Consider the following 21764-nt stretch of genomic DNA (forward strand, 5'->3'; position numbering starts at 1 on the left):
CCTAGTATCTCCTAGTATCTCCTGGTATCCCCCGGTAGCCCGTGGTATTCTCGACGGAAATCTAACGGTTGCAGCCGCCGCTATTTTCCGAAAAAAGACCTTTTCCAAACTCTAACGGTTGTAATCGACGTTATTTACCTGAATTCAGGTAATAGCAGCCGGTTTTGGGCGAAATAAGCTCCATGGCAACCGTTACAATTTCGAATCAGCGTTCCTGGCACAAATAGCGCTTGTGGCAACCGTTAGAATAGTTTGTGGTCAGAAGCGCGCATCACTATAGAGATACAGCGGCAGACGAGACCTTATTCTTGGGTCTTTCCCTGCCGCTGTTTCTTTTTTGTTGGGCCTTTCGCTATAAGTTGAACGATGCACCGTTGGAAAATACACTTCTTGACACATTCCGTTTACAATTGTAAACTTTGATTCGATCGATCGATTACATATGTAAACTTAAATAGGAGGAGTTTATGATGTCGCAAATTCCGCGGATTTCCGAAGCCGAATGGGAAGTGATGAAGGTGTTTTGGCAAAGCTCGCCGGCTTCAGCGAACGACGTAATAGAAGCGCTCAGCGACGATAAAGACTGGAAGCCGGCCACTGTCAAAACCTTGATCAACCGCTTGCTGAAGAAGAAAGCGCTCGGCTTCCACAAGGAGGGGAAGACGTACCTGTACTCACCATTGGTGACCGAAGAGGAATGTATCAGGGCGGAGAGCAAGTCGTTTCTGAAAAGGCTGTACGGAGGAGCGCTGAAGCCGATGTTCGTGCAGTTTCTAAAGGAAGAACGGCTTACTGAGGAAGAAATCAAGGAACTCAAACAAATTCTCGATGAAAAGACGGACCGGCAATGACCATGGTATGGAACGCGGTAATGCCCCTGCTGAGGTGGTTGCCCGGCTTTTTGGGCTGGCTGTTTCAAATCTCGGTTATGGTCTCCATTTTGGTCGGATTGGTGCTGCTGCTCAAATGGGCGCTCAAGGAGTGGCTCCCGATCAAATGGCAGTACGCGCTTTGGTTGATTGTCCTCCTTCGGGCCTTGCTTCCGTGGGCACCCGAAAGCTCCATCAGCATGTATAACCTGTTTTCCCTCTCCGAGCCAAGCGGCAGGATCGACGCATTAATTACGCAGGTAGCGGAGCAGCGGCAGCCCGGCCCGGACGCGGCTGAACCGGCGGCGGAAGAGACCTTGCCGAACGGTGTGGCCGAGGTTGGCGGCGAAGCGGCCAAGACGAAGACTGCGGCGGCCCCGGCCGAGCCGGCGGATTCGTCCCGGCAGCCCGCTGGATTAACCCCCAAAGATGGAATTTACGCAGGTTTGTTCGGATTATGGCTTGCCGGCGTCATCGCTCTGTCCGTTTATTTGTTCCGCATCAACCGCAGGTTTGCCAAGAGTATTGTCATTGGCTCCAATGGAATGGTAAATCCGGAACTGGAGGAGCTGCTGCAGTCCTGCCAACACAAGCTTGGTGTCCGCCGTAAAATTTCACTGCGGATGACGGACCAAGGAAGCGGCCCGGCGCTGCACGCACTAAGGTCGCCCAAAATTTTGCTGCCCGCGACCATCGCAGACCAATTCTCCGCAAATGAGATCAAGTATATATTCCTCCATGAACTGGTTCATCACAAACGGAAGGATATCGCCGTCAACTGGGCAATGACGGTTTTGCTGATCATGCACTGGTTCAATCCGGTACTGTGGTACGCCTATCGCAAAATGAGGGAAGATCAAGAGTTATCCTGCGATGCGAAAACCGTCTCTTACATCGGTTCTGATGAAGCGAAACAGTACGCTAACGGTTGCCACCCGCGCTTGTTCGAGCGACACATGTTATAGTAGTTCTATTCGTGAAAGTAGGGGAAAAATAAAAAATGAATGAAGAGACATCCGAGAAAAAGCTGTTCTATTTGGAAGGCATCAGGGGACTCGCGGCATTTGCCAAGAAATATGGGGAACAACATGGACGGATATGAAAAAGGACTACTACGCTTTAGATACAAATATATATACCGTTATCAAGGCTGCTATTTTTGATCCATTTTTCCGGTTTGATGCACATCCTTACAATCCAGTCCTTTGGACAATGGGCTATGAGCTATTAGGTTCTTTTTTAATTTTCGGTTTTCTTGCATTATTCGGACGAGTGAAAAAAAGATGGATGGTGTATGCGGTCTTATCCATTGCTTTGATTCAAACCTATTTTGTCGCTTTTTTGTGGGGAATGCTGCTGGCCGATTTGCTTAAGCACAAATGGGTCCAAAGTAAAATAACGGCAGTACTTGTGCTTTTCATGGGGATTTACTTAGGTTCGGCGCCTTATACTTCATTAATGGGGACGATGTACGAACCGATAGAAGTGTGGACAAAAAATATCAATGCATGGATTCAATTTAACATCGATCCGCGGCTTCTTGCCCGAACCGTAGGTTCTGCTATGATTTTGTTTGCTCTGCTTCGTTTAAAAGTGCTGCAGCATGTGTTTGGATGGAAACCGTTTGCTTACTTGGGACAGATTTCGTTTTCCCTTTACCTCATTCATTTCACTTTCCTAAATACGTTCTCCGCGTTCCTGTTTAGTAAAGTGATTCATTATTTTAGTTATAATCTTGCCTATGCAATTACGTTTATGGTTTCTATGGTGCCCTTATTTATTTTGTCGCATTATTATATGAAATATATCGATCAAGGGGCATTAAAACTAGCTCGAAAAGTCGAAATAAAGATGACCGCATAACTATTTTTGTACGACACCACGATCCTGTTGACCAGTGTTTAATCAAACTATAATACTAAAATGAGTACTAACGATTCGTGATCAGTGCTTGACAAAATAAATTATAGCTTTCATGTCTTGGTATCCCTGCATGCTGCTTTGCACGATTATCCCTCTTGTTCAGGGGGGAGAGGGGGGCTAATCACGGTCCTTTCATTTTTCCCGGTGCCTTGCCCCATTCCTCCCGTCGGGACTGCTTTTACTTCTCCTAAACCTCCTTCCCACAAACCTGTCTAGCGATCTCGAACATGTCTGCTTCTCCCAAACCTATTTTTTCTCCTGAACTTCTCCTCCTCTCTGCTTCCGGATCAAATGGGATAATCGTGCAAAGCGTCCGGACAGCGGATATTGATCTGCCGATATTTCTTGCCACGATCGGTTACTGGCCCTCCCTGTCAAGCGCCTGATCCCCCTACCCGTCAATAGTTCGTGGCGCCCGTCAGGGCCGGTCAGAAGATTTTCAACTCAATTACGGAAGAATTTAAACTATACAAAAGCAGAACAGAAAAATTAAGATGAAAGTGCCAAGATTTTACTATTCTGCTACTTATTCTTCTTTTGTTCATTAACCCTCCATTTCATTTCACTTTTGAAAGCGCATACTTTTCCAGTGAATTCAACTTAAAGCGGACAAGCCCAGCAGCTGACAGGACAAGCGTTAGATCGCAGCAGGATGTTATGAGCTTTTACCAGGTATTCCTTCGGCCCGATAAAACGTCGGTTCGGATTGGAATAATGCCATGCAAAAAAGGAGGTGAGGGCTAAATTTACGTTTCGGGAAGGCGGATGAGGTGTTTCAAAGGATGGTGACCTCTTATACCGATTGGGACAAGGTGACGGCGTACCGGAATGCTGTGCTGGTATGAAGAACTGAAGTAAACAATCCATGATGAGGAGTGATTCCATGTTATCCAAACTTTTCAAACGAACGGTGGCGATGACTGCGGTTGCTGCTTTGGCGCTGACGCTGCTGCAGCCTTTTGGAATACAAAGGAGCTATGCCGCCGAAGCTCATGTCGACAATCCATTTTTGGGCGCGACGATGTATGTGAATTCCGATTATGCGGAGTTCGTAGATACCTCCATTGCCAAAGTTAGCGATACTACGCTGAAGGCGAAGATGCAAACCGTCAAGTCGTACCCGACGGCTGTTTGGCTGGACCGCATTGCGGCCATTGCCGGAGGTGAGGCCAACGGCGGCCGGAAAAGCCTGGAGGAAACCATGGACGAGGTGCTTGCCCAGAAGCAGGGGGATACGCCGATTGTAGCCACCTTCGTAATCTACAACCTGCCGGGCCGGGATTGTCACGCTTTGGCTTCCAACGGGGAGCTGCCCTTGACTGCGGAAGGTCTGCAGACTTATAAAACGAGCTATATTGATCCCATCGTCGAAGTATTCTCCGATCCGAAATACGCCGACATTCGGATTGTCGCGATTATCGAACCCGATTCGCTGCCGAACCTGGTGACGAACCTAAGCGACCCGAAATGCGCGCAGGCCAATTCGACCAACATTTACCGCGACGCAACGCGGTATGCCCTCGAAAAGCTGCATGCTATTCCTAACGTCTACAACTACATGGACATCGGCCACTCCGGCTGGTTAGGCTGGGACAACAATCGGCAGCCGGCCATCGACCTCTTTACGTCGGTCGTCGCCGGGACTCCTGCCGGACTTGCCAGCGTGGACGGCTTCATCACCAATACGGCCAACACGACTCCCTTGGAGGAACCGTATCTGACCGACCCGAATTTGACGATTAACGGGATGCAGTTGAAATCCGCCAAGTATTATGAGTGGAATCCCTATTTTGACGAAGTGGATTTCACCGCGGCTCTGTATTCCGGATTCGTAGCCAAGGGCTGGCCGTCCAGCATCGGCTTCCTGATCGATACATCACGCAACGGGTGGGGCGGTCCGGATCGTCCGACCGGAGCCAGCGGAACAACGGTGGATGCGTATGCCAATTCCGGACGCATCGACAAGCGTCTCCATCGCGGGAATTGGTGCAATGCCAGCGGCGCCGGGATGGGTCAGCCTCCGCAAGCCGCTCCGGCGGGTTATCCGGCCTCTCATCTGGACGCTTTCGTATGGGTGAAGCCTCCGGGTGAATCGGACGGCTCCAGCACCGAAATTCCCAACAATGAAGGCAAAGGGTTCGACAGAATGTGCGACCCGACTTATACCAGTGCCAACGGCACGCTGACCGGCGCGCTGCCGGGTGCTCCGATTTCCGGACACTGGTTCCATGACCAATTCGTTCAACTGGTTCAGAATGCATATCCGGCTATTCCGACCAGCGGCGGCGAGACGCCTGACGTTCCGGCGGCGCCAACCGGCCTGACCGCGACTGCGGGAAATGCGCAGGTTGCGCTCAGTTGGACAGCGTCAAGCGGCGCCACAAGCTATAACGTGAAGCGCGCCACGACCAGCGGCGGGCCGTACACGACCGTGGCGGCGGGCGTTGCCGCCACAAGTTACACGAACACCGGCCTGACAAACGGCACGACGTATTATTATGTCGTCAGTGCGGTGAAAAGCGCCGGAGAAAGCGCGAATTCGGCCCAGGCTGCCGCGACGCCGCTGGCGACGATATCCGTTCCGGCAGCGCCAGCCGGCCTGACCGCGACAGCAGGCAATGCAAAGGTTGAGCTTAGCTGGACGGCGTCAAGCGGCGCCACAAGTTATAACGTGAAGCGCGCCACGACCAGCGGCGGGCCGTACACGACCGTGGCGACGGGCGTTACCGCCACAAGCTACTCGAACACCGGCCTTGCAAACGGCACGACGTACTATTATGTCGTCAGCGCGGTGAACAGCGCCGGGGAAAGCGCGAATTCGGCCCAGGTTGCCGCCACCCCGAGCGGCGGAGGAACCGGCACCGGGGATCTGGTGGTGCAATACCGTGCCGGGGACACGAACGCTGCCGACAATCAAATCAAACCCCAGTTTAATATCAAAAACAACGGTACGACGGCAGTTGATTTGAGCACGTTGAAGATACGCTATTACTTTACGAAGGACGGCAGCCAAGACTTGAACGCTTGGATCGATTGGGCCCAACCGGGCGCGTCGAACATTGAAAAGACGTTCGGCACCGTATCCGGGACGGACGCGGACACTTATATCGAGCTTAGCTTTACCGCCGCGGCCGGGACGCTTGCCCCAGGAGGGCAGTCCGGCGACATCCAGCTGCGGATATCCAAGACCGACTGGTCCAACTTTGACGAAAGCAACGATTATTCGTATGATCCCGCCAAAACGGCTTACGCCGATTGGGATCACATCACCCTTTACCAAAACGATACCCTCGTTTGGGGCGTAGAACCGTAATAACGAAGCGGCATGTGCCTTGACGGCGAACAAAGCGGGGAAGGCTTGTCTGTTCTTCTCCGCTTTGTTCTTCATCGTTCAGAAGAATTTCAACCTAACGGCGGAAGAATTTAAACTATACAAAAAAAGAACGGAAAAATAACATGAAGGTGCCAAGTTTTTACTTTTTATTACAAATTTCTTCCTTTATATATTAAAATATTTATCCTTGCGGAAAAGGGGGTGAGAGCCAAATTAATATTCGACAAACCCACGAAATAATTTGGGAAAGGTGGTTGTGAATGATGAACAAAACCAAAAAAGCACGTTGGCCGGCCTGGAAAAATTGGCTCGGAAAAACCGTGCTGTCCGGCCTGGTTGCCTGCGGCGGATTTCCGTTTCTGGCCTCTCCGGCCGCAATGGCTGCAGACGCTGAAGCTTACAATTATGCGGATGCCCTGCAAAAATCCCTCTGGTTTTACGACGCGGAGAAATCCGGTCCCGGGATTACCGGCGGCCGTTTGGAATGGCGGGGGGACTCGGAACTGTCCGACATGCACGTACCGCTCGGCGTGAACGGTACCGCGAAGAACATGACGAATTTGCGGGAGGATTTTATCGCGCAGAACCTGCCGATCTTGGACCCCGACGGCAACGGGTCCGTCGATCTGAGCGGAGGGTTTCACGACGCCGGCGACCATGTCAAATTCGGCCTGCCGCAATCCTATGCCGCATCGACGCTGGGATGGAGCTTTTACGAGTTTAGGGACGCTTTCCGGCAGAGCGGCCAGGAAGCGCATATGCTGGAAGAGCTGAAATGGTTCAGCGACTATTTTCTGCGCTCTACTTTCCGTAACGACAAGGGTGAGGTCGTCGCCTTCAACTACATGGTGGGTCAAGGAACGGTCGATCACACCTATTGGGGCCCTCCCGAACTGCAGGATCCCGACAAATATCCGCGTCCGGCCACGTTCGCGACCGCGGATCAACCCGCCAGCGACCAGGCTGCCGGAGCTGCGGCCGCCCTTGCTCTGATGTATCTCAATACGAAGGATACCGATCCTGCCTATGCGGACGAGTGCCTGGATACGGCCGCCGCGCTTTACCGCTTTGCCCAGCAGCACAGAGGACTCGGCAACAGCGACGGCTTTTATAATTCCAGTTATGACGAAGATGAATTGTCATGGGCTGCCGTCTGGTTGTATACCGCGACCGGAGACAACACGTATATACAGGATATCGTATCGGTTGACGCGTCGGGAAAATACACCGGATACCTCAAAAGAATCGTCCCTTCTCAAGCGGATAGCTGGCAAAATATCTGGACGCACAGCTGGGACACGGTATGGGGCGGCGTTTTTGTACGGCTTGCGGCCCTGTTCCCGGACAATGCCCAATATGATTATTACGCCCGCTGGAATCTTGAATATTGGTCGGGCGGCAAGGTTCCTCATCAGGAAGCGAATGACAATACGTATTTGACTACGTCGCCCGCCGGGTTCGGCGTTCTCACCACATGGGGTTCGGCGCGGTACAACGCGGCCGCCCAGCTTTGCGCGCTGGTGTATGACAAGTATAAAGACCGTCCAGATTTTGCGGCCTGGGCCAAGAGCCAAATGGATTACATCATGGGGGACAACCCCATGGGTTATTCGTACATCGTCGGCTTCCCGTCCCCGGACGAATCGGCCAAGCATCCTCACCATCGGGCCGCGCACGGCTCCATGACCAACAACATGGAAGTCCCGGCGGAACACCGCCATCTGCTCTGGGGAGCGCTTGTCGGCGGACCGGACGCGAAGGATTTCCACAATGATGTTACGACCGATTACGTCTATAACGAGGTGGCGATTGACTACAATGCCGGTTTGGTCGGCGCGCTTGCAGGCTTGTATCTGAAATACGGAAACGGCGAAACGGTTACGGCCGACAGTCCGCCCGCCGAACAAGGCGTAACGGAATACCGGGTGGAGGGAAAAATCGAGCAGGAAAACGACCAGCGGACCCAGGTTACGGTCACCATTCACAATGAATCCGTCCATCCGCCTCATACGGAGGGAACGATGAGCGCCCGTTATTATTTCAACATCAGCGAGCTGCTGGCGGCGGGCCAAAGCATCAACGACGTCACGCTGGAAACGTATTATGATGAGCAAAAAGCAAGCTACGGCGGCGCCGTCAAGGTCAACGGACCTTATGCGGTGGACGCGGCGGCGGGGATTTACTACTATGAGCTGGATTGGTCGGGCAACGAGGTTTACGGCAGCCGGGACTTCCAATTCGGCCTGATCGCGAAGCAGGATTCCCAATATAAGAGTCATTGGGACCCAACGAACGACTGGAGCCGTCAAGGGATTTCCGCCACAAAAGGGGAGACAACCCGAATCCCCCTTTATCTGAACGGAGTGAAGGTGGTCGGCGAGGAGCCTAGCGGCGGAACGCCGCAAGAGCCGCAACAGCCGCCGGGTGTTCCGGCCGGCCTGGCCGCGAAAGCGGGGAATGCTCAGGTGGCGCTGAACTGGAACGCGGCCGCCGGAGCGATAAGCTATAACGTGAAAAGAGCGACCGTGGATGGCGGCCCTTACACGACGGTGAAAAGCGGAATCACGGCGACAAGCTTTACGGACGCGGGCCTGACAAACGGCACGGCCTACTATTATGTAATCAGCGCCGTCAACGGCGCCGGGGAAAGCGCCGACTCCGCACAGATCAGCGCGGTTCCCCAAGCCGGGCAAGGAGGCCAACCGGGAACATTGGTGCTCCAGTACAAAGCCGGGGACACCAACGCCGGCGACAATCAGATGAAGCCGTTATTCCGCATTGTAAACAACGGTACGGACGCTGTTCCGCTGTCGGAACTGACGATTCGCTATTGGTACACGGTCGATGGGGACAAAGAGCAAACGTTCCATTGCGATTGGGCGCAGATCGGGGGCGGCAATCTTAGCGGCAAAACGGTGAAGATGGCGGAAGCTAAGGAGAATGCCGATTCGTATGTGGAAATCTCCTTCAATGCCGGTGCGGGCAGTCTGGCTCCCGGCAGCGACAGCGGCGAAATTCAGACCCGCATCAACAAAAATGATTGGTCGGCTTATAACGAAGCGAACGACTATTCCTTTGACCCGGCCAAAACCGCTTACACCGATTGGGACCATGTCGCTTTGTATCAGAACGGTTCGCTGGTTTGGGGAATCGAGCCTTGATGGATGGAACGGATTGATTTTTTGTTTACCGCATTTTAGGAAAGAGGGTGAGCGTATGTTCAAAACGATCGTTAAAAGTATTCTGGCCGGTTCGCTCGTACTAGGCGCTATGGGAATCGGGATGGCCGGCTTGGCCCCGGGCCATGCGGAAGCGGCTGCTAATTATTACCATACGTCAGGGAACCGGATCGTCGATTCGGCCGGAAATCCGGCGGTGTTCAACGGGATCAACTGGTTCGGATTCGAGACGCCGAATTATTCGCCTCACGGCTTGTGGACACGGTCCATGGATGACGTCCTGGATCAGATCCAAGAGCGCGGCTACAATCTGATCCGTCTGCCGTACAGCAACCAGATGTTTGACCCCGGATCCGCCCCCAACAGCATCGACTACGACAAAAACCCGGATTTAAAAGGGCTGACTCCCATTCAGATCATGGATAAACTAATCGAAAAAGCAGGAGACCGCGGCATGAAGATTTTCCTCGACCGCCATCGTCCCGGGTCCGGCGGACAATCCGAGCTTTGGTATACCGCGGACTACTCCGAACAACGCTGGATCGACGACTGGAAGATGCTGGCTAAGCGGTATAACGGCAACGACACGGTGATTGGCGCCGATTTGCACAACGAGCCCCACGGTCCGGCCAGTTGGGGAACGGGAGATCCGGCCACCGATTGGCAGCTGGCGGCGGAGCGGGCGGGCAACGCCATTTTGTCCGTAAACCCGCATTGGCTGATCATCGTCGAAGGGATCGAGAAAAATGTGCAGGGCTACAGCGACGGCTACTGGTGGGGCGGCAATCTTAAAGGAGTCGCCAATCACCCGGTTGAGTTGGACGTTCCGAACCAATTGGTTTATTCCGCCCATGATTACGGCCCTGGCGTCGCTTCCCAGCCCTGGTTCTCGGACCCTTCCTTCCCCGATAACATGCCGGCGATTTGGGACGCCTACTGGGGATATATCAGCAAGCAAAACATCGCCCCGGTCATCGTGGGCGAATTCGGCGGCCGGAGCGTGGACATGAGCAGCGTTGAAGGCATCTGGCAGAACCGCCTGGTCGATTATATCGGCGAGAACGAGCTTTATTGGACTTATTGGTGCGTAAACCCGAACTCCGGAGACACGGGCGGACTGCTGCTCGACGATTGGGTTACCTGGAACGAGCCGAAGCAAGCCATGCTGGACCGGATTATGCAGCCGTTAGGCGAAGCGTTGCCCGCCGCCCCGGGCAAATTGACGGCTACGGCGGGCAACGGACAGATCAGCTTGAACTGGTCGGCTTCCGCCGGGGCGGAAAGCTATAATGTGAAGAGAGCGACAGTTAGCGGGGGACCGTATACGACCGTAGCCAGCGGGATCACGGGCACGGCCTTTACCGATCGCGGACTTGCCAACGGCACGGCCTACTATTATGTGGTCAGCGCGGTGAACAGCGCCGGAGAAAGCGGCAATTCTGCCGAGGCGGCCGCGACGCCGGAAGAAGGCTCAAACGCGCCTGATGTCAATCTGGTCGTGCAGTATAAAGCGGCCGACACCAATCCGACCGACAACCAGATCAAACCGCATTTTAATATTAAGAACAACGGTACAACCGCAGTTGACTTGAGCGGCCTGAAGCTCCGCTATTACTTCTCGAAAGACGGCACGCAAAGCATGAGCTCTTGGGTGGATTGGGCGCCGATCGGAGCCGAGAACATTCAAAGAACCTTTACCGACGCTTATGTCGAACTCAGCTTTACCGCTGCGGCGGGCTCGATTTCGGCCGGCGGGGAAACCGGTGAAATTCAATTGCGGATGGCCAAATCCGACTGGTCCAATTTCAACGAAGCGGACGACTACTCCTTCGATCCGACCAAAACCGCTTATACCGACTGGGATAAGGTAACGCTGTACCTGGATGATTCGCTGGTATGGGGAGTAGAACCTGAATAAAGTGAAAACACAATAACTTTGCATGCAAAAAGACGATTTCATTTCCGCTTGCCGGCGGATCTGGAATCGTCTTTGTATTTGGGCCTATCTCACTCACTCACTCACCGTTTCCGTTGGGACGGACCGTCGGATTCACTTCGTTCCTTCGCCCAGCACCGGCTTGTAATTGTCCGGAATATACGTGACCGCTTTAACCTCGGTAATGACCTGCGGATACAATTTGCCTTTCTCCGGCCCAGTGATCCGGTAGTTGATCACGGCTTTGTCCCCGTCAAAAACGATGCTCGCGATTTCAATGCCGTATCCCGGATGGGGAGCCATGGCCGAAACCGTCACTTTGTAGATGCCGCCGTTCACTTTGTCTTTTGACAAGTTGAAATCATACAAGTTTCCGGTCACCGTGCCGGTTGGCTTGCTGTCTTCGACGAACCCGAGCGCCCGCTCCAGCATGCCGGCGGCTTCACTGAACGTGATCGGTCCGGCGGGGTTGAACTTCTTGTTTTTGTCCAGCGTCACGATCCCTGCGTTCAGCAGCTTCTGGATGCTGCCCATCAAATCCGCATCGATCGATTTGCCGTCCTTGATTTCGGTATAAATCATCGGCCACGCGTATTCGCCTTGGGTGGAGATCGCCTGGAACAGCCAGTGGCTGAACTGCTCCTTCGTCACTTTTGCCGAAGGGTCGATGTCCTTCGGAATATCGAGGCCGCGGTAAAGCGCGATCACGAAAGCTCCGGCGTACCAGGCGTCGTTTTTTACTTTGCTGTAGTAGTCGCTGGCCTCGGGTTTTTTCACGAAACGCAGGTTATCGAGGTTTAGCTCGAACGCGCCGACGATCAGCGAGATGGCCGAAGCGTTGTTTAGTTTTTGGTTCGGCTTGAAATATCCCGATTGGTCGCTTTTAAGGATGCCTCGTTTCTTCAAGGTTTCGATCGCTTTTTGCTCACGGCCTCCTTTGGCGTCTTGGAAGGCGGAGGCGGTGCCGCCAACCAGCAGGGTGAAGGCGATGACCATAAGCAGCGTCAGCTTTATCCATTTGAAAGCGAATTTGCTCGTGTTGTTCATAGGTTGCCTCCCGTAAAAGAGTAATTACTCAATCTTCGCAGCATGAAATCGGCGGATCATCAAGCACACTTTTTTCAGCCAGTCGAAACATATTGAAGGACGGCCTGGCGGGATCAAATGGATCAAATGGATCAAATGGATCAAATGCAAAAGTGCATTCCATTCTATAAATTGCCGTCTTGGAGCAGTTGAAATGCAAAAGTTCATCTCATTTAGAGCTATCCGATAAAAAAGTATCTTTTATTCAGAAATGAACTGCACTTTTGCATCTGAACCCCCTGTTTCGAGGAATTTCGATAAAAACCGCATGCACTTTTGCATTTCGTAGGATTCCACCGTTACTTATATCGCGACAGTGGGGGAGTGGCATATAGTTCCTTCTACGCAAAGGCTTTGGGCAAATTCAAGTTTCCGAATAGCGGCTTCAAGCCCCGCATAAACCCCGCATAAGCCCCGCATAAGCCCCGCATAAGCCCCGCATAAGCCTCGCATTCCATCGCGTTAAGTTATTCGTTATTCGACCCGGACGGAAAAAACATAGCTAGACGTGCCTTCGGAAATGCGCTTTTCCGGATCCTTGAGCCATATCGCAAACAGATCGTAAACGTACGTTCCCGGCTCATGCGGCACTTCGAAGGAACCGTCCGCCGCCGCAACCTGTTCGGAACGGCCGTCTTTAAATAAAGTTACCGTGGTTTCCGTCGGCGGCTTGACGTTGTCGAACCGGAACGTTATCTTCTCCCCGGGGCTTGCCGCCGCGGCCGGTTTGCCCTGGGCCATTTCGCTCGGGCTGGCGTAATCCACGCAGACTCCCTGGCCCGTCTTCCCGGACTTGCCGGTGCCGCTCCAACAGTACGACCCCTGAATTACCGTAATGGCGGTATCGGCTGCTGTACGGACCACCGGCAGAGGCGGCTCGCTATCCAGGCCGTTCCCGCTCCTAGCTTCGCTCCCCGCGCAGCCGGAAACCAGCAGCAGGGCCGCCGCCAGAATGGGGCCTCGAATCAGGCCATGAATCAGGCCGCAAATAAGGCCCCGGACATGATCCCGAACATAATCCCGAATATGATCCCGAACATAATCCCGAATATGGCCCCAGACATGGCCCCGGACATGGCCGCCAGACCATAACCGCCGTCCCCGTACAGTGTGCATCAAGTCCCTCCTTATCGTTTTAATTTTAAGTATTTGCCTTCCTGACGTAACCAGGGTGAGGTATGTTTCACTTGCGAGCGTTTTTTTCCGCATTTGGGCAAATTTTGGTACAGTTTCATAAGAGCCGCCCCCTTTTTAGAAGTATTCTTCAGAGAGGTAGTTCAAAAAGTCTGCTTTGGATCATTCCGTTTCGACACCCCGCCCCGCGTTCCCGTCTTCATCCTCCACGTACTCCAGCAAATCCCCGGGTTGGCATTCGAGCGCCCGGCAAAGCGCATCCAGCGTGGAGAAGCGGATCGCTTTACCGTTTTCGTTTTTGAGGATGGACAGGTTGGCCTGGGTAATTCCAACCAGTTGGGAGAGCCGGGTTAACGACATTTTCCGCTGGGCCATTACGACATCAAGCTTGATTCTGATCACGCCCGTCACCTGCTTTCTCGATCAGATCGTATTTTTGTTTTCTTCCACCGCGTTTACGGCGATTTTGAGGGCGGAGGCAATGATCATCATAACGAATCCGCTGATTAGGCTGTCCACGTACGAGATGTCGGTCAATTGAATGGAGGCGCCCACGATCTGCAGCTCGCCGATGGCCTGCGTCAGCATAACGGATTCCGTGTAGTTGAATAACGTACCCAGTACAATAATAACGATCCCCAGTTTGTAAAAGACGGCAACATTCTCATACATAAACAGGCTGTCCCGGTGAATGTTCCGCAGCAACTTATGCATATAAAACGCGGACAACGCGATTAAAAGAAGCGCGCTGATCGAGTTAACGAAGGATAAAGCGATAAACGCCCTGCTGTCGTAAAGCTCCGGATTGGCAAGAAAATGGATATCGATATAGCTGAATACCGGCTCAAAATCGCCCAAAACCCCGGTCCATCCGCTGCCTGCGAACCAGAGACGGGAAACATGCTCTATCGCCTCCAGCACACCGATCAGCAGAGCTACAAAAAATACGATCAAGCTAGCAACGGATCCCACTTTGAAGAACATTTTGGATTTCATGATTTCATACTCCTCTTCTCGTAACCTCTTTGTGTCCGGAACTGAATTTAGCACAAGTCGCACTGCGAATCAATAAAAATTTATCGAAAAACAATAAAATCATATTGAGTTTCATGTGTAACCTTTGCTAAACTTAGACTTGATAGAAAGGAGTGGTTCTTTTTTGTCTAACGAAGTCATGGAACCTCGGCAGCGATTATCCAAAAATGCGGTGAAAATTTGGAGGATTCATGAGGCGGTCGAAAGCGCCGTCACATTTCTGGTGATCGGGGTGCTGCTTTATCTGGGTCACCGTTTTTCATGGGTTTCCTGGGTGGGATGGATTCTGGCCGGACTCGCCGTCCTTGAGGTGCCGCTGATGATCTGGTCCGTGTTTATCCAGCCTTCCATGAAGTATGCCAGATGGCGTTACGCCATTTCGGAGCAGTTTTTGCAATTGAAATATGGAATCCTTACGGAAACCGGGGAGTTGATTCTGATGACCAAAATTCAGGCGGTGGCCACCCGGCAGGGTCCATTGCAAAAAAGGTACGGGGTCTGCTCGGTAACGGTCACGACGATGGGGGCTTCGCATACGATTCCCGTCCTGGACCAGGACGCGGCCAAGGCACTAAGAAATCAGATCGCCCGTTATGCCAAGCTGAAAGAGGCCGACGAATGAGCCGGGCCAAACGTTATCATCCGTTTGTTATGCTGCTGGGCATCTGGAACTTGGGGAAAAATGCGATTTATTTCTTTTTCTTTTTATTTGTTCTTAAAGCGGGCTCGGACGCGGCATGGGTGAAATACGGCAGGCTGGCCCTGCTGGTCCTGGCCGGAATCAGCCTCTTGTCCATCCTGTGGAGTTGGCTCACGCGCCGGTATCAGCTTGATGACACTTCGTTTCGTTTATACCAAGGCGTTTTCGTCAAGTCGAAAAGAGTGATTCCCTTCTCCAAAATTCAAAATATAAACCGTCATACGACGCTGTTTCACCGGATTTTCAAGGTGACCGCCATCCGTTTTGAAACCGGGATGGAGGGCGAAGATGCGGCCGTCGAGTTTCGCGTCATCTCCTATGCGGAAGCGGACCGGCTGGAGGAGCGGGTGGCGGGACCGGCAAAAAGGGAGGATGCTTTGACTGCGGCGGACGGCGATGGGGCAGCCTCGGAAGTAAAGCCCAAAGACGCCGGTGATTCCAAGCGGACCCTGCATTTCAGTCCGGCCCGGAAAGACCTGATCAAAGCTTCGTTTACCTCCTTAAGTTTCCTTATTCTGATTCCGCTTCTTTTTTCGCTGTATTCCAAAGCCGATGACTTTTTCGATCTTGAGCAACAAGCTCAAGGCGTTCTGGCCGAGCTGATGAGTACCTGGTGGTCGGCGGCGGCGACACTTTCGCTGCTGGCGGCGGTATCCGTCGTCCTGGGGATCGCCGTAACTTTTGTGAGATATGGGGGCTTTGAGCTTTCTTCGGACGCGGAGCGCATCTATATCGACAAGGGGATGATCGAACGTACGGCGTTCTCCATTGCCAAAGAAAGAGTGCAGGGGGTGGAGGTCGTCCAATCCCTGATGAAGCGGCTGCTTGGTTTGGCGGAGGTACGGCTGATCACCGCGGGCGGCGAGGGGAAAGACGAACGGGAGGTCAACTCGCTTTATCCTTTTTTGCCGGTCCGGGATGCCTTCCGCCTTGTGTCGGAAATGCTGCCTTCCTATGAGATTTCCGCCGAAATGAGCCCGCTACCCCGGGCATCCCTGGGAATCAGTTTGGCTAAGTCAGGATGGACTTGGGTTTCTCTTATTGCTTTATCCCTCCCTTGGCTTCCTTTCATACCGGACGTGCCGGTTTTCGGCGCGGCTTGGTGGTGGATGGCCGCGGCGGGGCTGTTGATTTGGACCGTGGCGCGGAATATCCTGAATCATTTCAATACGGCGTATGCCATCCATGGCCGTTTCCTGCAGTTTCGGACCGGAGGGCTGACTTCCCGGCTGTTTATCAGCAAGCGGGAGAAAATCATTGAAGTGAAAGTGACCCGCGGCCCGCTGCAGCGCCGGTGGGGGCTGGCGTCCGTCCATATCGCGAACCGGGCCCGCCCCGTTCTGCAGCACAAGCTTCCCGGCGTTCCGGCCGCTTGGGCAAGGTCGTTTTACGCATGGTACGCGGGAAGAACGAAGGAAATAAGGATTGAATGATGACGCCGTCCGGCTGGCCCTTTTTAAAAATACGAAATTTCTTGTGAAAAACTTTCTCTTTATCTTCTTATTTTATTCATTAAAATGGGCGGTAGAAATCAAAGGTTCGACGAACCTTGAAGTTACGGAGGGATCCAAGGGATGAACGAAAACAGGCCCATGCCGCACGGCAAAGTGCTGGCGGCGCTGCTCGGCGGCTTTGCGCTGGCGGCGGTGCATCAATATTTGTTTTACGGGGGCGGCTACGGCGTATCCGTTCCGATTTTTGCCGGCTTGTTTTACCTGTATTTGTTCTTATGCGCCAGGGACCGGTTTCAGCGCCCGATGACCTGGTTCGGCTGGCTGTCCTTGGCGGCGGTCGTGCTGCTGTCGCTGACGTATGCGCTGTTTGCCAATTCGGTGTTTTTTGCCTTGAATTTGCTTGCCTTGCCCGGCCTCATTTTTGCCCAGACAACTTATATGTTTAATCTGAAAAAACGGTCGTGGGGCGATTTAAGGATTATTTTTGACGTGCTCGACCATCTGCTTCCGCAAAACTTCCGGCACTGGGCTACAGCATTCCGTGCCGTGCAATCGGCAGCGACGAAAAAAATGGGCGACCGCCGCAAACAAGCGGCCGGCAAGGTGCTGCTCGGGCTGCTGATCGCGCTGCCGCTTCTGATCATCGTAATCGGGCTGTTGACCTCGGCGGACAGCAGCTTTGACCGCCTGCTCTCGGCGATCCCGGACTGGCTGAACGACAGCCTTTCGTTCGGGGATGTGATGTTCCGGCTGATCTGGATCCTGCTGCTCGGCCTGCTGCTGTTCGGCTATCTGTGGGGATTCGTCGACCCGATGCGGGAAAACCCCGTAGACTGGTTTGGGGGAATCCCGATGGCGGACGGGATGGGGCAGACCGGTGCGGTCCGGAGCGATACGGTCCAGAGCGGTGCGGTCCAAAGCGATATGATCCAGAGCGATACGGTCCAGAGCGGAGCGGGTGAGGGCCGTGCGAGTGTGAACGGTGCGGGCGTAAGCAGCACGGTTCAGAATGATGCGGACCGCAACGGTACGAGCGGTGCGGGCAGAAGCGCAACGCTGCCTGGCGCAACCGCCGCCGCTTCCCCGTACCCGGGCAGTAGGCCCGTCAGAATCGATCCGCTGATTGCCGCTACCGTGCTGATCTCGATCAACATCGTTTATCTGCTGTTCGTTTCGCTCCAATTTACATATTTGTTCGGGGCGTGGCGGGGCGTTTTGCCGGACGGCAGCACTTACGCCGATTACGCGAGAAGCGGATTTGTTGAGCTTGTTCTGGTTACGTCGATCAATTTTGCGATACTGATCGGCACCTTGACGTTGGGCGGCGAGGCGGGGAAGGCGCTGCGGACGCTGAATCAGGCTTTGCTGTATATCCTTGTCGGATGCTCCGGCATCATGCTGCTGTCGGCGTTTACGCGGCTGGCCCTGTACCAGGAAGCCTACGGCTATACCTATATCCGCTTTCTGGTCTTCGCCTTTATGATCTTTTTGGCGCTGCTGCTCGTTTGCGCCGGGCTGCGCATCCGCTTCGCGCGGGTTCCGCTGGCCAAATGCTTTATCGGGCTCGGCCTGGCCGCATACGTTGCGGTAAACTATGCCAATATGGACCTCTTTATCGCCAAAAAGAACGTTGAACGCTACGAAGCGACCGGCAAAATCGATGCCCATTACCTGACGACTCTGTCCGCCGATGCGCTGCCATGGCTTGTAAGCTACAGCCGCAAGGCCGATCCGGAACTGAACCGCCAGCTGCATGAACGCTGGGACGTCATGACAACGATACCCGAAGGCCAGGGCTGGCCGGGGTTCAATTGGGCCAAATTCCGGGCGGTCCGTGCGCTGGAGGAGGATAGAAACCGCTAGGCAGCGGGAGCCTTGGTGAATCGGGCAAACCAAAGAGGGATGAAACCCGGGATCACCGGGCTTCATCCCTCTTTTTCCGCCGTTGCTTCAGAAAAAAATACGGTCGATGCCGGCGATTTCCTCGGGCGTTAGGCTCACGTCCAGCGTTTTCAAATTGCGAATGACCTGATCCGGCCTTTTGGCTCCGGGAATCAAGGCGTCGATCGTATCCCGGGTTAAGTACCAGGCCAGCACGACATGGGCCACCTCGGCGTTTTTGGCGTCGGCAATGCGGCGGACCTGGTCCACTTTTTCCAGCGTACGGGCAAAAGCTTCACCTTGGAACATCGGGTGATTGGCCCGGTAATCGGCGAACTTGGTATCCTTGTCGTATTTCCCGCCGAGCAGGCCGGCCGCTAGCGGAAAATACGGGACAAAGGAGATGCCCTGCTCCCGGCAGTACGGCAGCAGTTCCTTCTCTACATCGCGCTTGAGCAGGTTGTATTCCGATTGCAGCACATCGATGTATCCGTCCTTATTGCCTTCCTTGAGCTGTTCAATCGAGAAATTGGATACGCCGATCGCCCGGATTTTACCTTCATCCTTCAGCTTCTTCAGCTCCCCGACCGCCTCGTCCTTGGGAGTCGCTTCATCGGGGAAGTGGATGTAGTACAGGTCGATGTAGTCGGTCTGCAGCCGTTTCAAGCTGTTTTCGACCTCCTGGCGCAAGAAGGCCGGCGAATTGTCGAACACGATTTTGCCGCCCGCCATCCGGTGCGCGCCTTTGGTGGCGATGACGGCCCGGTCGCGGGCGCCAAGCTCTTTGACGATTTCGCCGATCAGGATTTCCGACCGCTCCGGCCCGTAGAAATACGCTGTGTCCAGGAAGTTGATCCCCTGCTCCAGAGCGGTCCGTACGACCTGCTTCCCGGTTTCCTCGTCCAGATTCGGATAAATGTTGTGCCCGCCTACCGCGTTGGTCCCCAGACCGATCGGGTTCACATATAAATCGGTTTTGCCTAATTTGACGCTTGCTGCCATTCGTTTTTCCTCCTTTTTCCACTAATAAGTTTATTATACCGCAATCCGGCGGGCATTTCTCCTGAGCTTCTTGGCCGGTGGCCGCGGCAGCGTTTTAAAGTGATTGTCCCGCCAGGTATGTATTCGTATAATGGTAACATGCATTCTGAAAAAAGGGCCCGTGGGCCCGCCGACAACTAGGAGGAACACCGCTATGCCGTTGGAAATAGAACGTAAATTTCTGCTGCCGGAGTATCCGGAAGAGCTGATTCGGACAGGTGAACTGATTATTCGCTCGGAGCAGGAGATCGATCAGACGTATTTGGCTTTGCATGAGGATCAGGAGCTGCGGGTGCGGAAGATCCGCGATGCGGCCTCCGGGAACGTTACGTTTACGCATACGTTTAAAAAAGGCTTCGGTTTGTCCCGGGAGGAAGTGGAGGTTTCCATTTCGGAGGGGCTTTACGAGCAAATCACCGGAATCCACCGGGCGATACCGCTGACGAAACGGCGGGTGACCGCCGAGTGGAACGGGATCGTGCTGGAAATCGACCGCTACGATCAGATCGACCTGATGGTGTTGGAAGTGGAGTTCGCTTCGGAGACGGAGGCGCGGGAGTTTCAGCCGCCGCAGTGGTTTGGCCCGGACATCAGCACAGACAAGCGTTACAGCAACAAAAAGGTGTGGCGCGAGCTGCAGCAAAGCCGGCGCCCGCAATAAGCCGCCATGTATAAGGCTGCCGCCTATGCAATGAACAAAGAGACCTGGGGTCAGGTCTCTTTGTAAAACTTCAGAGTGCCGGGGAACCACGCGGTCTGCCTTTTTGTGGGGATCATGGGATGGGAATAGCGGCAAAAAAGGATCTTATTTTCGCGCAAATAGGTATTACAGTAGAAATAGAGGACTTTTTTGCCGCTATTTTAGAAAAATGGAGGCAAACAGTTGTTTTTTCCCAGCTTAGCCCTTCAATAACGGCAAATAATGCCGCTATTCAATACAGGAGAGGGGAACTCTCGAAATAAGGACAAAAATTGCCTCTAATTTCGATGCCTTTCCATTGGGCCCGCGAAGCTCCGCATGGGCAAATTCTATCTGCGCCATCTTCAGGTTCCGGCACCTGGCACCTCCATCCGCGCCATCCGGTTCAATCCAGCGCCAAGTTGCCGCCCTCCCGAAGCAAGAAACGATAGTTCGTGCGCATGAATTCAAGCACTTTGTCAAAGATGATCCGGTGTCCGTCCTGGTTGGGGTGAATGCCGTCGGAACAAAGGAACTTCGTAAAATCGGGGTGTTCCAAAAACGCCCCCCGGACATCGATATACTTTGTTTTGGTCAGTTCCGACACTTTGAGGATGGTCGAATTGTATCTTTCCTGCCACCAGTAAATTTTCGTGACGCTTCCGAGCCATTTCATGATGTTTTGCTCCGCTTCCGGATCGTTTCTGCTGACCCATTTGAAGTACTTGTCAGCATTAAGCGGGGGCAAGCTCATCAGGATCGGGGTAATTTGCTGGCTTCTGACGAATTGGATCGCTTCGGTCAGCATTTTCTCAAACATCGAAAAGTCGGTTTTCGGGCTGTGCTCTGCGTCGGGCTGTTCAGCAATCTCGTTCCAGTTGAAGTCACAGTCGTTGCCGCCATATTCGATCAGGACAAAATTCGGCCGATCCTTCAAAACGTCCTTTTTCAGGTTGGTTAACCCCTTAACCAGCGTGTTGCCGAACCTGGCCGTGTTATGGATCGCTCCTCTCAATTTTTTCTGCAGGAGAGATACATAATTGTCCTCCAAAACGACGTATTTGTTTTTCGTTTCATCATAAATGACGCCCTTGGAAATGGAATCGCCGCTCACCATGTACTTAAATTCGTTGTTGAAAATTCCGCTGCTGTCCTCGCTCACAGATTTCACCTCTTTCCAGCCTCGAAACCTTGGAAGGTCGCTCGGTCCGTAATATAAACGCCTGTTACCCCTATTGTAGATTAGTTTTCTTTCGGTGCGCAAGTAGACTTCACCGCGTTGAACCTCATGTAAACGCTTAAAGTTTCGGCTTTTGTCCGGCGGAACGGCCTGGCGCGGTTTGCAGGGTGCTCGATGCACTTCGTTGAGGGTGTGGGGTGCCGTTTGCCGGACCGCCCCGGACCGCCCTTATAGCTGTTCACGGACCGGTGATGGCGCTAACGGTATCCGTAAAAACGCTGATTGCCGGCGAATTTCTTTTTCGCCTGGAAGTGGACAAGGTTGACAGGGAAT

17 protein-coding genes are annotated in these 21764 nt (G+C 53.5%); 11 read left to right on the forward strand and 6 right to left on the reverse strand.

Going from position 1 to position 21764, the window contains the following annotated elements; all coding sequences use genetic code 11:
• The first annotated feature begins 467 nt into the window (after window positions 1-467).
• From NYE69_RS09495 to NYE69_RS09520, 6 genes are all read left to right on the forward strand, one after another.
• Entirely contained in the window at window positions 468-851 is a 384-nt protein-coding gene (locus NYE69_RS09495; protein ID WP_063836327.1) for a BlaI/MecI/CopY family transcriptional regulator, read from the forward strand.
• Window positions 848-1834, forward strand: coding sequence for a M56 family metallopeptidase (locus NYE69_RS09500; protein WP_340925955.1), 987 nt, complete (start codon window positions 848-850; stop codon window positions 1832-1834). The genes NYE69_RS09495 and NYE69_RS09500 overlap by 4 nt, the downstream gene beginning before the upstream one ends.
• Before the next feature lie 133 nt (window positions 1835-1967).
• Entirely contained in the window at window positions 1968-2732 is a 765-nt protein-coding gene (locus tag NYE69_RS09505; RefSeq protein ID WP_340925956.1) for an acyltransferase family protein, read from the forward strand.
• Between the two features lie 928 nt (window positions 2733-3660).
• Window positions 3661-6105, forward strand: coding sequence for a glycoside hydrolase family 6 protein (locus NYE69_RS09510; protein ID WP_445744825.1), 2445 nt, complete (start codon window positions 3661-3663; stop codon window positions 6103-6105).
• A 284-nt stretch (window positions 6106-6389) separates the two neighbouring features.
• On the forward strand, window positions 6390-9287 hold the full coding sequence (locus NYE69_RS09515) for a glycoside hydrolase family 9 protein (RefSeq protein WP_445744764.1): 2898 nt from the start codon (window positions 6390-6392) through the stop codon (window positions 9285-9287).
• Window positions 9288-9342: 55 nt separating this feature from the next.
• Window positions 9343-11223, forward strand: coding sequence for a cellulase family glycosylhydrolase (locus tag NYE69_RS09520; protein ID WP_328273014.1), 1881 nt, complete (start codon window positions 9343-9345; stop codon window positions 11221-11223).
• 132 nt (window positions 11224-11355) lie between these two features.
• On the opposite strand, the gene NYE69_RS09525 is transcribed toward NYE69_RS09520, so the two are convergent.
• The 4 genes from NYE69_RS09525 to NYE69_RS09540 all read right to left on the reverse strand — a co-directional run bounded on the left by NYE69_RS09525 (window position 11356) and on the right by NYE69_RS09540 (window position 14457).
• Window positions 11356-12288, reverse strand: coding sequence for an S-layer homology domain-containing protein (locus NYE69_RS09525; RefSeq protein ID WP_328273015.1), 933 nt, complete (start codon window positions 12286-12288; stop codon window positions 11356-11358).
• Between the two features lie 513 nt (window positions 12289-12801).
• Window positions 12802-13443, reverse strand: a complete 642-nt coding sequence (locus NYE69_RS09530; RefSeq protein WP_328273017.1) for a hypothetical protein — start codon at window positions 13441-13443, stop codon at window positions 12802-12804.
• Between the two features lie 180 nt (window positions 13444-13623).
• Window positions 13624-13863, reverse strand: a complete 240-nt coding sequence (locus tag NYE69_RS09535; RefSeq protein ID WP_328273018.1) for a helix-turn-helix domain-containing protein — start codon at window positions 13861-13863, stop codon at window positions 13624-13626.
• 21 nt (window positions 13864-13884) lie between these two features.
• On the reverse strand, window positions 13885-14457 hold the full coding sequence (locus NYE69_RS09540) for a DUF2975 domain-containing protein (RefSeq protein ID WP_328273019.1): 573 nt from the start codon (window positions 14455-14457) through the stop codon (window positions 13885-13887).
• A 163-nt stretch (window positions 14458-14620) separates the two neighbouring features.
• Here NYE69_RS09540 and NYE69_RS09545 point away from each other — a divergent pair, with 163 nt between their 5' ends.
• From NYE69_RS09545 to NYE69_RS09555, 3 genes are all read left to right on the forward strand, one after another.
• Window positions 14621-15118 (forward strand): PH domain-containing protein, encoded by a 498-nt coding sequence (locus NYE69_RS09545; protein ID WP_340925958.1) that lies wholly within the window; start codon window positions 14621-14623, stop codon window positions 15116-15118.
• Window positions 15115-16629 (forward strand): PH domain-containing protein, encoded by a 1515-nt coding sequence (locus NYE69_RS09550; RefSeq protein WP_328273021.1) that lies wholly within the window; start codon window positions 15115-15117, stop codon window positions 16627-16629. Before NYE69_RS09545 ends, NYE69_RS09550 begins: the two co-directional genes overlap by 4 nt.
• A 141-nt stretch (window positions 16630-16770) precedes the next feature.
• Window positions 16771-18513, forward strand: a complete 1743-nt coding sequence (locus NYE69_RS09555; RefSeq protein ID WP_316560883.1) for a DUF4153 domain-containing protein — start codon at window positions 16771-16773, stop codon at window positions 18511-18513.
• A gap of 87 nt (window positions 18514-18600) precedes the next feature.
• Here NYE69_RS09555 and NYE69_RS09560 read toward each other — a convergent pair whose 3' ends face one another.
• Window positions 18601-19533, reverse strand: a complete 933-nt coding sequence (locus tag NYE69_RS09560; protein WP_340925959.1) for an aldo/keto reductase — start codon at window positions 19531-19533, stop codon at window positions 18601-18603.
• 193 nt (window positions 19534-19726) lie between these two features.
• On the opposite strand from NYE69_RS09560, the gene NYE69_RS09565 reads away from it, so the two are divergent.
• The gene (locus tag NYE69_RS09565) at window positions 19727-20233 is read left to right on the forward strand and encodes a CYTH domain-containing protein (protein ID WP_036625587.1); all 507 of its coding nucleotides are present in this window, start codon (window positions 19727-19729) and stop codon (window positions 20231-20233) included.
• A 119-nt stretch (window positions 20234-20352) separates the two neighbouring features.
• Window positions 20353-20535 (forward strand): hypothetical protein, encoded by a 183-nt coding sequence (locus NYE69_RS09570; RefSeq protein WP_328273025.1) that lies wholly within the window; start codon window positions 20353-20355, stop codon window positions 20533-20535.
• A gap of 122 nt (window positions 20536-20657) precedes the next feature.
• On the opposite strand, the gene NYE69_RS09575 is transcribed toward NYE69_RS09570, so the two are convergent.
• On the reverse strand, window positions 20658-21413 hold the full coding sequence (locus NYE69_RS09575; RefSeq protein ID WP_328273026.1) for an SGNH/GDSL hydrolase family protein: 756 nt from the start codon (window positions 21411-21413) through the stop codon (window positions 20658-20660).
• Between the last annotated feature and the right edge of the window lie 351 nt (window positions 21414-21764).

Origin of the sequence: Paenibacillus sp. FSL R5-0527, assembly GCF_038008055.1 — a bacterium.
Lineage (GTDB): Bacteria > Bacillota > Bacilli > Paenibacillales > Paenibacillaceae > Fontibacillus > Fontibacillus macerans.